This window comes from Deltaproteobacteria bacterium, from assembly GCA_019308995.1.
Taxonomy (GTDB): domain Bacteria; phylum Desulfobacterota; class Desulfarculia; order Adiutricales; family JAFDHD01; genus JAFDHD01.
The window spans coordinates 15783-27702 of record JAFDHD010000034.1; the positions used below are offsets into that span (position 1 = coordinate 15783).

At 51.6% G+C, this 11920-nt stretch carries 13 protein-coding genes and 2 rRNA genes; 2 read left to right on the forward strand and 13 right to left on the reverse strand.

Features of this window, described 5'->3' with window-relative positions:
- Nucleotides 1-55 precede the first annotated feature (55 nt).
- Nucleotides 56-661 carry a threonylcarbamoyl-AMP synthase gene (locus JRI95_07825; protein ID MBW2061456.1) on the forward strand — a complete coding sequence of 202 codons (606 nt, stop codon included), beginning with the start codon at nt 56-58 and terminating at the stop codon, nt 659-661.
- A 167-nt stretch (nt 662-828) separates the two neighbouring features.
- On the opposite strand, the gene JRI95_07830 is transcribed toward JRI95_07825, so the two are convergent.
- The 11 genes from JRI95_07830 to JRI95_07880 form a co-directional block, all read right to left on the reverse strand.
- Entirely contained in the window at nt 829-1110 is a 282-nt protein-coding gene (locus tag JRI95_07830; protein ID MBW2061457.1) for an integration host factor subunit beta, read from the reverse strand.
- A 103-nt stretch (nt 1111-1213) separates the two neighbouring features.
- Nucleotides 1214-2080: a signal peptide peptidase SppA gene (gene sppA, locus JRI95_07835; protein MBW2061458.1), complete on the reverse strand. Its 867-nt coding sequence runs from the start codon at nt 2078-2080 to the stop codon at nt 1214-1216.
- 102 nt (nt 2081-2182) lie between these two features.
- Nucleotides 2183-4237: a 30S ribosomal protein S1 gene (locus JRI95_07840; GenBank protein MBW2061459.1), complete on the reverse strand. Its 2055-nt coding sequence runs from the start codon at nt 4235-4237 to the stop codon at nt 2183-2185.
- Nucleotides 4238-4620: 383 nt separating this feature from the next.
- Nucleotides 4621-5577: a nitronate monooxygenase gene (locus tag JRI95_07845; protein MBW2061460.1), complete on the reverse strand. Its 957-nt coding sequence runs from the start codon at nt 5575-5577 to the stop codon at nt 4621-4623.
- 78 nt (nt 5578-5655) lie between these two features.
- Entirely contained in the window at nt 5656-6489 is an 834-nt protein-coding gene (locus JRI95_07850) for an alpha/beta hydrolase (GenBank protein MBW2061461.1), read from the reverse strand.
- Between the two features lie 72 nt (nt 6490-6561).
- On the reverse strand, nt 6562-6702 hold the full coding sequence (locus JRI95_07855) for a hypothetical protein (protein ID MBW2061462.1): 141 nt from the start codon (nt 6700-6702) through the stop codon (nt 6562-6564).
- Between the two features lie 36 nt (nt 6703-6738).
- A complete protein-coding gene (locus JRI95_07860) occupies nt 6739-6858 on the reverse strand; it encodes a desulfoferrodoxin (protein MBW2061463.1) in 120 nt (39 codons plus the stop codon).
- 88 nt (nt 6859-6946) lie between these two features.
- Nucleotides 6947-8506, reverse strand: a complete 1560-nt coding sequence (locus tag JRI95_07865; protein MBW2061464.1) for a long-chain-fatty-acid--CoA ligase — start codon at nt 8504-8506, stop codon at nt 6947-6949.
- Between the two features lie 100 nt (nt 8507-8606).
- Complete coding sequence (locus JRI95_07870) at nt 8607-9344, reverse strand: enoyl-CoA hydratase/isomerase family protein (GenBank protein ID MBW2061465.1); 738 nt, start codon at nt 9342-9344, stop codon at nt 8607-8609.
- Nucleotides 9341-10114, reverse strand: a complete 774-nt coding sequence (locus tag JRI95_07875) for an enoyl-CoA hydratase/isomerase family protein (protein ID MBW2061466.1) — start codon at nt 10112-10114, stop codon at nt 9341-9343. The genes JRI95_07870 and JRI95_07875 overlap by 4 nt, the downstream gene beginning before the upstream one ends.
- A 71-nt stretch (nt 10115-10185) precedes the next feature.
- Nucleotides 10186-10713, reverse strand: coding sequence for an ABC transporter permease (locus JRI95_07880; GenBank protein MBW2061467.1), 528 nt, complete (start codon nt 10711-10713; stop codon nt 10186-10188).
- A 253-nt stretch (nt 10714-10966) separates the two neighbouring features.
- On the opposite strand from JRI95_07880, the gene JRI95_07885 reads away from it, so the two are divergent.
- The gene (locus tag JRI95_07885; protein ID MBW2061468.1) at nt 10967-11224 is read left to right on the forward strand and encodes an ogr/Delta-like zinc finger family protein; all 258 of its coding nucleotides are present in this window, start codon (nt 10967-10969) and stop codon (nt 11222-11224) included.
- Between the two features lie 125 nt (nt 11225-11349).
- On the opposite strand, the gene rrf is transcribed toward JRI95_07885, so the two are convergent.
- Together rrf and JRI95_07895 are read right to left on the reverse strand one after the other, a co-directional pair.
- Nucleotides 11350-11466, reverse strand: a 5S ribosomal RNA gene (gene rrf, locus JRI95_07890).
- A gap of 59 nt (nt 11467-11525) precedes the next feature.
- Nucleotides 11526-11920, reverse strand: a 23S ribosomal RNA gene (locus tag JRI95_07895); the annotation flags it as partial.

Below are 11920 nucleotides of genomic sequence, written 5' to 3' on the forward strand. Positions count from 1 at the left end.
GACCCATGATATGTTTGAGGTACTTTTCATTAGCCACACCAAAAGCCATTGCGTAATGATTATCCGCATTAACCCTAATAATCCTCAGCCCCGGCTCATCGCCAGAATAACGGAAGTACTCCAAACCGGCGGGGTCATAAGCTATCCGACCGATACCAACTACGGCCTTGGCTGTAATCTCCACCAGAAAAAGGCCATTGAAAAAATCTACCGCATCAAAAAACGGAACCCGAAAAAACCGTTCAGTTTCATCTGCGCCGACCTTAAAGATATCAGCAAGTACGCTCGCGTCTCAAACTACGCATACAAGACCATGCGCCGGCTCCTGCCCGGACCTTACACCTTCATCCTCGAAGGCACGCGCCTGGTTCCCAAAATCATGCTCACACCTCGTAAGGAAGCCGGTATCCGGGTCCCGGATAACAAAATTTGCATCGCTCTAGTCAAGGCCCTGGGCAACCCTATCATTAACACAACCGCGGCCCTCGATGAGGATGAAGTCTTATGCGATCCCGAGGAGGTCGAAGCCAGATTCAAGGGGCTTATTGATCTGGTAGTGGACGGCGGGCCTGTGCCTGGAAAGCCTTCCACCGTGGTCTCCCTCGTTAACGACACCCCGACAATCATTCGCGAAGGCCTCGGGGACGTGAGCATTATCTAACCAAGACCGGTTTCTTTATACGACGCCAAATCCAGGGAAAGCGGGTTTCCTCGGACCACGGCTGAGGGATGAATCCAGGCACGATAAGCTCGGGTCTCTTAAGAAGACTATGCGCCTGGAATGGAAAGAGCAGAGATTTCGAGAGGCAGAGCCCAAAGCCAAGACGACTAATCGCCATTGAGACGCGCCTTGATCTCTTTGCTCGCCTTGAATAAGATCGAGCGGCGGCGGTCGAGATTCACCACCTCGCCCGTCCCCGGGTTACGGGCCTGCCGCGGGGCATACTCCCGAATGTGGAAGGAACCAAAGCCTCTGAGCTCAATCTTCTCTCCACGCACCAATGCATCGGTCGCAGTCTCGAAAATCAAGCGGACCATATATTCGACGTCGCTGACCTTCAGCTCTTTATGCTCCCGCGCCAGGGCGGCGATCAACTCTCGTTTAACCATAAAAATAACAAGTTAGAATCTAGAGACAGAATAGCAACAGATTGCGATTTGTAAACCTTCCTGTATAAATCACTTCGAGCGGCCAAGCTCCTCAGAGGTCATATTAAAGACCTGGCGCGTAAAGATACTGCAGTTTGAAGGGATATTCCAGCCAGTCTGGCAAAAATTTTGCCTGGCTCCTGCCAGTCAACAAATCCCAGAACCACAACCTTTTCCGTTTGGGATAGATTAGTTTCGGTCTGTCTTTTAATCCTGCGACCTTCTGAGCCAGGGCCACTGCATCCTCAAAGTTGCCAAGCTTATCAACCAGACCGAGACTGACGGCCTCCTCACCGGTAAAGACGCGTCCGTCCGCAATCTTGATCACCTTTTCTAAAGGCAATTGCCGGGCTTTGGCCACATCCTTGATGAACTGCTGATGAATCTGCTCCACGAGTCGCTGGAGGATCTCTTGTTCTTTTGCGGTCATCTCCCGGGTGGGAGAACCGATGTCTTTAAACTCACCGCTCTTAATAACAATGGATTTAAGACCGACTTTTTGGAATAAACCTTCATAGTTGGCAAACTGCATGATCACGGCCATGCTGCCGGTCAAAGTCCCTGGGTTGGCCAGGATCTGGTCTGCGGCCGAAGCAATATAAATTCCCCCTGACGCGGCCAGGCTGCCCAGAGAAGCAATGACTTTCTTTGTTTTCCGCGTCCGCAGCACTTCCCGGTAAATCTCCTGGGTGGGAGCCACACCTCCCCCAGGCGAATTAATCCTGAGAATAACGGCCTTTATCCTTTTATCGCGACGAAACCAGACCAGCGTTTTAAGTGTGGGCTCGGCATTGACGATAATACCTTTAATCTCAACTACTCCCACGCCCTCACCAGATGAGAAATCACCGACGCCACCGCTAAAATAGGCGACGCCACCCAAAATACCGGCTAATACAATGATAACGCCCAAAATAATAAGCAAAGACATAAGACAAGAACGCCGACCGCTCCCTGTTTGAGGCGGTCGGCTGTTAGGCATAGCGGCTGACATAGCTGACCCTAGTCTGCATCTGACCGATCAGTCCAAGGTTTATGTTTCTGGCTGGCTCTCCTCCTTTACCTGATCTGGAGCTGGAGAGCCTTCTTCTGTGGGAGAGGCTTCCTCAGTGGATGCCTTTTCTTCTATATGTAATGCTTCCTCAGTGGAAGCATCCTCTTCTTCAGGAACTGCCTCTTCCGCCTTCGAGACTTCATGCGCAGGAGACGATTCGTCTAAGGAAGGTGCTTCTTCTGTGGGAGAGGCTTCGTCCGGCTGGAGATCTTCCGCAGATTCTGCTTCGAGGGAATTATTCAGATTAGCCTTATTGAGGGCCTGCTGAAGCTGTGCGCCAAGACTGGAGGTCGCAGCCTGACTGGTTGTGGTGTACTGGTTAAAGTAAGATCGCTCTTCGTCTTTCTTCAAACGCCTGACCGACAGACCGATTTTCCGCTCCTGAACGCTGATATTAATTACTTTAGCCGAGATAACATCACCGAGGCTATAAAGGTCCCTGAGGTTCTTTCCTTTGACACGACCGACCTCGGAGATATGAACCAGGCCCTCGATACCTTCTTCCAGCTCCACAAAGAGGCCGAAATCAGTGATGTTGGTTACTGTGCCGGTCACGCGGCTGCCAATGGGGTATTTTTTGGGAATAAGCTCCCATGGATCAACTTCCAGCTGTTTGATCCCCAGGGAAAATCTTTCGCTCTCTTTATCAACTTTAAGAACAACAGCCTGAATTTCATCGCCTTTTTTAAATAGCTCAGAGGGATGTTTGATGCGCTTGGTCCAGGAGACGTCAGAAACATGGACCAGGCCGTCAATACCTTCATCTATGCCGATGAATATACCAAAGTCAGTGATATTTTTAATCTTGCCTTCTATGGTTGTCCCGACCGGGTATTTCTCGGTCACAATGTCCCACGGATTGGGTTCGACCTGCTTCATACCGAGCGAGATGCGCTTGTTGCTCACATCAATGCTCAGAATCATGCATTCTACCAGATCACCCACGGATAATATTTTGGCCGGGTTTCGAATTTTACGGGTCCAGGACATTTCTGAAACATGAATCAAACCTTCAATTCCCTCCCGAACCTCAACAAAGGCGCCATAATCAGTTAGAGAGACAACCTTGCCCATGATCTTGGTTCCCACCGGGCACGAGTTTTCTGCCTGAAGCCACGGATCCCTTTTAAGCTGCTTCAACCCGAGGGACACGCGCTCCTGCTCCCGATCGAAACGAAGAACCTTGACCTCAATTTCACCGCCAACCGTTAAAAACTCTGAAGGGTGTCCCACGCGCCCCCAGGACATATCCGTAATATGCAGAAGACCATCAATGCCTCCCAGATCCACAAAGGCGCCGTAGTCCGTGATGTTCTTGATAATACCTTTCATGACCGCGCCTTCTTCCATTGAGGCGATGGTTTCATCTTTAAGAACCTTTCGCTCTTCTTCTAAAATAGCACGGCGGGACAAGACTACATTTTCACGACGCTTGTTATATTTTAAAATCTTGAAGTTGAAAACTTCTCCAACCAGGGACTCCAGATCCTTGATCGGTCTGAGGTCAACCTGGGAACCTGGCAGAAATGCGGTTACTCCGATATCCACAGAGAGGCCGCCTTTGACCCGGGCCATAACCTTTCCCTGGATGACACCATCCTGACTGTATATCCGGCTAATCTCATCCCAAACCTTTATCTTCGCCGCCTTCTCTTTGGAGAGAAGAATATCATCAAGCTCGCCTTCATACCGTTCTAAGACGACTTCGAGTTGGTCACCGACTTCGACATTCACGTTGCCTTGCTCATCCAGGAACTCTTCTATTGAGATGCGGCCTTCGGACTTATATCCAATGTCAACCATTACATTTTCTTTGTTTACCTGGACAACAACACCGCGGAGAAGCTCCCCCTCCTCTAAAGGCTTGAAGCTTTCTTCATAAAGATCGCCAAAGTTCAACTCATCTTCAGAACTCAACGGTGCATCCTCTGCACCCAAAGTGGTCTGGTTTTTGTCTTGGTTTTTGTCTTGGTTTTTGTCTTGGCTTTCTTCTTGGCTTTTGTCTTGGCTTTCTTCTTTAAAATCATCAACCATCTTATTCATTTTCCCTAAAAAACCCCCAACTGTTTTTGCAAGACGCCCTCGCTCCCTCACTCCAAAATTACCTGTTTACTTAAGGTCATAAAAACTCTGACTTACCCGCCCGAAAGATATAACTTACAGTTTCAAGCAGAAAGTACGCTTACTTTAACTTTTTCTTATACCAAAGCTAATTTCATAAAGCAAACTAAATCAGTTCAAACAAATGAGTTCCTTTTTAATATAAAATTAAGTTTTTAGTATTATACCATAATGAAACCCTGAAAATACTATTTAGTTAGCAAGGCAGCTTGCCAGTGATTAAACTTTATTATTGAAAATACTTCCTGTTAAGTAATCAATAATGGCTGGCAATGCTTCGTCTGGGCAATCAGGGCCTAGCCCAGGGAATCCACGACCTCCTGATAGCCGTCAGCCAGCCTGCGAACGACCTCGCCCGCTTCAAGAATCTCGTTGATCAAACCGGCCGACGCCCCGCAATAAGCCTCACCGCTTTCCAGTTCTCCTTCAAGCCCGCCGGCTCTGGAGGCGGCGTGGCCCATGAAATCCCTGATCTCCTCCGCACTAGCGCCTGATCTTTCAAGCTCTAAAAGTACCGTAGTGAACTCTGTCTTTAAACTTCGCGTCGGGATGAGCGGACGGCAGGTAATCACGGTGTCGGTGTCCCTGGCGGCGAGGATGGCCTCCTTGTATCTCTGGCTGGCAATATTTTCTTTGACCGCTACAAACCGAGTCCCAAGCTGAACACCTTCAGCCCCCAGGGCCATAGCGGCTACCACGCCTCTGGATTCGACAATACCTCCGGCCGCAATGACCGGTATCTGAACGGCGTCAACCACTTGAGGGATCAGTGAAAATAAAGGTAGCTCATCGAACCCGTTGCGAGCCGCGGCTTCAACTCCTTCCGCGATGACGCCATCCATGCCGGCCGATTCAGCGACCTGGGCGTGTCTCACCGCGCTGACCACATGGAGCACCTTTACTCCCCCGCTATGCAGAAGTTCGGTGTAAAGCCGAGGATCGCCCGCGGCGGTGATTGCAACCGGGACCTGGTGGGTGAGGACAAGGTCCATAAGAAGACCGCAGTCCCGCAGGTCCAGCGGGATGTTCACCCCGAAAGGTTTCTGGGTCAGTCCTTTCGCCTTAAGAACCTGGGTTTCAAGATTGGCAACCGGGTCACCGTGAGGCTCCATGCCGGCCATGGGGCTGATGACGCCCAGTCCGCCGGCATTGGAGACCGCGGCGGCCAGGCCGGCATCGGCCAGCCAGAGCATACCGCCCTGCAGGATGGGGTAGCTGATGCCGAGTATCTGAGAGACACGTGTCTGTTTCATAAGTCGCCTCCAATTAAAGCCTTATTGAAGGCCTGGTCTTTCAGGCCTGTCATTAATATCTTTTAATGCAGGTTAAAGTCAATCGAGGAATGAAGAAACGGCCTCTTTAAAGGCAGTCGGGTTTTCCTGAACCGGGAGATGACTGGCAGCGGATATTTCTGTCCATTCTGCGTTTTGCATCAACTGGCACATCTCTTCCGCCTCCAGCCGGGATAGAAAAAGGCTTTCCTCGCCCCGGATCACCAGGGTGAGGCAGGTGATATTCCCCATGAGGGGCCTCAGGTCTTCCAGGATGAAACCAGGCCGCTCCGCCATTTGTTTCATGCGGACGTCATACCTGGGGATGAGTCTTGCCCCGGCCGTGACCTGGCAGGCGTGAATTATGAGGCGGTGACAGGTTTCGCGGGAAAGGCTGGGATAGGCCGCCTGGGCTTCCTGTATCATTTCCTCCAAGGTCCCGCTTTCAAGCCTGATACGGTTCAGAAGGTCATTCAGGGCCATGGTCGAGCGCTGACTCGCAGCCGCACGCGCATCCACCAGGATGAGCCGGTTTACCCGGTCGGGGAGGCAGGCGGTATAGAACAGGGCGTTTCGGCCTCCCATGGAGTGACCGACGAGAATCAGGTTATTCAATCCAAGGAGCTTAATAAATTCGGCGAGGTCCGAGAAATAATCGTCCAGGCTGTAGGCCCCGTCCGCGGCCCATTGACTTTGCCCGTGCCCCCGCTGGTCCAGGGCCAGGACATGATAATCACGCTTTGAGCTTAAAGCAAAATCATCCCAGACACGAGCATGACCCAGGAAGCCGTGCAGGAGTATCATAGGCTGACGGGCATGGTCGCCCCACTCAAGGTAGTGAAGCTTAACACCATTAACCTCAAGCCACCTCTCTTCTGGACCAGGTTCACCCATGAGCGCTTCATTTAGAGAAATGAATTGAAGAAATGATCAAGGGTAATGACTCAGGATCAATTCTGTGGGGCTTTAATCGGATGAAGGTGATTTTTTCGGTTTTTGGAGCTCCATTTCCTTACCGCAGCACTCTGGATTTTTATCACTGGCCTTGGTGCAAAGCACTTCCGTATTGCAAACCGAACAGCGATATCTCTTTCCCAGTTGACTCATTTTACTCCTCCTGAATTATGACTGCCTGACCAGGGGTTAGTTGACTTTTTTCATGGGCTGACCGCAGCATTGAAGCTTTCCATCACCGCCGCGGGTGACGATATATGTGGCGCCGCATTTTTCGCAGGTGTATCTTTTTCCAACTTGATTGGCCATTACGGACTTATCCTCCTCATTGTCGAACTAAAAAAAACGGTCTAAAGAATATCTTAGCCCTTTGGAAAAGTCAAGTTAAGGACTGCCGTTAAGGACTGCCGTATTCATCGGCGAGTTGTTTTCGGAGGAGCTTGCCCAGGGAGCTTCGGGGTAACTCATCTACAAAGATTACTGACCGGGGCCGCTTGAAGGAGGCAAGATTGGAGCGGCAGAGCTCTATGATCTCCTCCTTGGTGGCGGTTTCTCCCTTTTTCAGCTCCACGACAGCCAGAGGCTCCTGTCCCCATTCCTCATCCGGAACCCCAATGACAGCCGACGCCTCGATCTTGGGGTGAGAATTGAGTACCTCTTCCACTTCTCTAGGTGAAATGTTCTCACCCCCGCGAATGATCATGTCATCCGCCCGCCCGGTCAGATAGATATAACCGTCTTCATCCATCCAGCCCATGTCCGACGTGCGGAGCCAGCCATCCGGGGTAAAGGCCTGCGTCGTCTTTTGCTCGTCTCGCCAGTAACCGCTCATGATGCGCGGGCCGCGAGCTACAATCTCGCCGACCTCATTCGGCCCCACCTCCTTTCCGGCCTCATCAATGATCCGAATCTCCACATCTGGAAGCGGCCTGCCGATGGAGGAAGACAGCCGCCTGAGCTTCTTCTTCTGTTCTTCTTCAGAACCCTCAATAAGATGGTCTTCAGGGCTCAGGGTCGTGATGGTCGAACCGGTTTCAGTCTGGCCGAAGGCATTGATGAAACTTACCTCCGGAAGGGCCTTGATCGCCCTTTTGATGACCTCGAAAGGCATGGTGGCCGCGCCGTAAGTGATCACCTGGAGGCTGGAGAGATCGTAGCTGGAAAAATCAGGGAAATCAATGACCTGCTTGAGCATGGTGGGCACGAGCATGGCCCGGTTGGCCTGCTCCAGCTGAACCGTTTCCAGCCACTCCTGGACCTCGAACTGCCTCATCAAAAGCAGTGTTCGACCGCCGTAAACCGCGGCCAGCATGCCCTGTATCCCGGCGACATGATACATCGGGACGGTCAGCAGGTTTTTTTCTTCAATATCCGGGTCAGCCGGATCCACGTTATCCAGGATATAGGTGGAAAAGGTATTGTGAGTCAAAGGCACGGCCTTAGGTCGCCCGGTGGTGCCAGAGGTGAACATGAGGATGGTGGTATCGTCATCATCGAGTTCAGCGAAAAGTTCCTCATCCGAGCCGGAAGCGACCAGGTCCTCGTAAGCGAGCATACCTTCAAAAGTACGATCCAGGGAAATCAGCTTTCCCAGGCCGGACAGCTTCGGGAGCATCTCCTGGAGCATCTCGAGGTATCTTTCTCCTACGAAGAGAACCTTGGCCTCTGAGGTATTGATCATGTAAGCCAGTTCATCGGCCTTGGCCCTGAAATTCAACGGCACAAAGACGGCCCCCATTTTGGCCGTGGCAAAATAGGCCTCGATGTACTGAGGACAGTTGACACTGAGCATCCCGAGCCTGTCTCCCGGACCAACGCCCAGCTCGATCAGCGCTTGGGCCAGCCGGTTAATCCGCTCGCTAACCTCAAGGTAGCTCAGTCGCCTTTGCTCAAAAACCATGAAATCGCGCTCAGGGCAGATGGAAACGGCGATATTGAGTAAATCTGTTGTATTCATTTTCTGTAATCTTTCCTGTCTTCTAAGTTATTTGTAAAAAATATAATTTCCCATACCCATAAATATTAAAAAAAAGTGAAACGATGAACCTTCCTTCCCCTTATTTTATGGCTTTTGCGTCCGGCGTTAGTTTAGACGCCAGCCTCTTTTCAAGTTCCAGACCTTGGGTCAGGGGGAGATTCAGGCCCCTCAAGACCGCCTGTTTAGTTACCCTAATAATTAAAGGATCACAAGCTGCAATTTGAGTTGCCACCTCTTCGGCCAAAGGTAAAAGCCGATCTCCAGATACAACTTTATTCACCAATCCGGCTTGAAGGGCCTCGTCAGCACCGATCCAGCGGCTGGTGAGCAGCATTTCCAGGGCCTTGCCACGCCCTACGGCGCGAGGCATTGTCTGAGTAGCGCCGGCCGCGGGGATAATACCCAGGCCTGCTTCAGGCAGACCGAACCGGGCGTCTTCTGAAGCGATAACCAGGTCACAGCACAGGGCGATTTCAATGCCCGAGCCCAAGACATAACCGTGCACCGCGGCGATTAGGGGCTGGGGAAGGTTTAAAAAAAGGCCCCAGAGATCGCGGTCAAAGCGCACCTCACGCGCTGCGGTCGGGGGCGGAGCGGTCAGGAATTCGGTCAAATCCGCGCCCGCGCAAAAGGCCTTTTCCCCTGCGCCCTTGAACAGGACTACCCTGACCTCGTCGTCAAGCTTGATGGCGCTCAAGACTTCGTACATGTCGTCCCGCATCTGAACGTTGTGGATATTCATGACTTCAGGACGATTCAGGGTCACAGAAGCAACGTGCGCCTGTTTTTCAAAAATCAGGGTCTCGAAGGTGTTCATTTTCCCTTGAAATCAGGCTTTTTTTTATCACGGAAGGCAGTTACGCCTGCAGTACGGTCTTCGGTGGTATGGAGCAGAAAATAGAGGTCCGCTTCCAGGCGAAGCCCCTGCTCCAGGGTCATATCCATGCCCTTATGAATCGCCTCCTTGACATATCTCAAGGCTAGCGGGCCCTTGGCCGCCAGGTCGCGCGCCATCTTTAGAGCAGCGGGCATGAGTTCATCAGGAGGCGCCACCTGGTTGACCAGGCCTATCTCCAGGGCCTCCTGTGAATCTATGGTTTGACCGAGCAGGATCATCTCCAGGGCCTTGGCCCTTCCAACCAGGCGCGGCAGGCGCTGGGTTCCCCCGTCAAAGGCCATCTCGCCTTCTGTCACCTGAGGTATGGCAAAACGGGCGGTCTCGGACGCAATCCTGATATCGCAGGCCAGAGCCAGCTCCAGGCCCTGACCGATGGCATCCCCATTGATGGCCGCGATGGTGGGCCGGTCAAAGGAGCCAATCATAGAAGCTGTGGACAGTTTTGAGATGAATTCCTCTCTGCTGGTAAAGTTGGGATATTCCCGGGGGTCAGTGCCACAGGAAAAGAATTCTTTACCTTTACCGGTAAGGACAACCACATTAATCTCACTGCCAAATCCGATCTCGGCCCTGATCGCTTTTAACTCAGCCGCGGTTTGAGCGGTGATGGGATTTTTTTCGCCCGCCCGGTTTAGGGTTATGATCCCTATGGATCCATCTTTTTTAAAACTGACCGTCTTGTCCTTCATGGGAAATGCTCGATTCCGACGCGAGTTTCGGACGCCGGTTCACTTGCCGGAAGATTACCTGGATTCACTGTTCAAGTCAATAGATTGATGACGCGGGCGATCCAGGGGATGTTGGCGATACCAATAGCTATGATGACATTCATCAAGGTGCTCCCCAACACGGCAATCAGGCCAACGGCCAGGATCAGGCTGGGAAAAGCCACCAGGGCGTCTATGATCCTCATAATGACTTCGTTAATCCATCCCCGGCGATAGGCGGAAATCAGACCTATGGGCACGCCCAATATAATACCCAGGCTGACCGCGTCTAGACTTACGATCAATGCCACTCGTGAGCCGTAGATGATCCGGCTTAAGGTATCACGGCCCATCTGGTCCGTTCCCAGAGGATGAACCCATGAAGGGCCTGAAAGCATATTATCAATATCCATAGCCAGGGGGTCATGAGGGGCAAGCCAGGGAGCAAAGATAGCACAGATAAGAACGAGGAGAATAACGGCAAAGCCAAAAAAGGCCAGAGGGCTCCTGAGTAGCTTTCTGGCAGTTACCTGAAAAGACCTCGCCCGCTTGAGACGCGGCACGGCCTCAATGATCGTCACTACCGGAAGAAGAGAGTTCTTGAGAGCATGGACCCAGACAACTCTGCGTTCAGTCAGACCCTTGGCCCGGGCAGTCCGAATGAATACGAAAATTTACCGGCTCGTGTGTCAATGATATTTACAGGAGGTTAAAATCGTTCCTGCTTTACCAGGACAAGAGATTGACAAGAGATTCTGCCAGACCTATTTTTAATCATAGAGACCGTGAATCAGGTTTTTTAGCCGATCCCTTGTACTCTGAAAGGAGGTCAAGATGACTGATGAGAAACCCGTATGCCTTCACTGCGGGCAGGAGATGAAGAAATGGCAAACGCCAACCTGGAGTACCTGGGGCGGTGATATTATGTATGTTTGCTTTAACGATGAGTGTCCCTACTACGTTCGCGGCTGGGATTGGATGCTTAAAACGCAAAACATGCGATGTTCATACCAGCAACTGTATAATCCTAGGACTCGAACCAGCAGTCCCATCCCAGTGAGAAGCTCTTCGGCTTGCCGGGATGGGTCATAGAGGATTAAATTATAAAAATATTTAGGATATTAAATACTTGTGATAATGGCTGAGGATTGAGCTAATTAAAGACGAACTGAAAAAAGCCTCCCGGACTCGAGGGTCCAGGAGGCTTTTAAATTTTAATCCGGCGGCGACTTACTCTCCCACGCAGTTGCCCACGCAGTACCATCAGCGCTGAGGGGCTTAACTTCCGTGTTCGGGATGGAAACGGGTGCTTCCCCCTCGCTAGAGCCACCGGAAAGGTATAATTGACATTAGTATGGATAAATTCATTGGTCTGGCAATATATAAGAAAGATATGGTCAAGCCGCACGGACGCTTAGTATCAGTCGGCTGAATGCATTGCTGCACTTACACCGCTGACCTATCAACCTCGTAGTCTTCGAGGGTCCTTAAGTCTGCGAGTCTCCCCGCAGAGGGATATCTAATCTTGAGGGGGGCTTCCCGCTTAGATGCTTTCAGCGGTTATCCCTTCCGAACGTAGCTACCCAGCAGTGCCACTGGCGTGACAACTGGTACACTAGCGGTTCGTCCACTCCGGTCCTCTCGTACTAGGAGCAGCTCCTCTCAAATATCCTACGCCCACGGCAGATAGGGACCAAACTGTCTCACGACGTTTTAAACCCAGCTCGCGTACCGCTTTAATTGGCGAACAGCCAAACCCTTGGGACCTGCTTCAGCCCCAGGATGCGA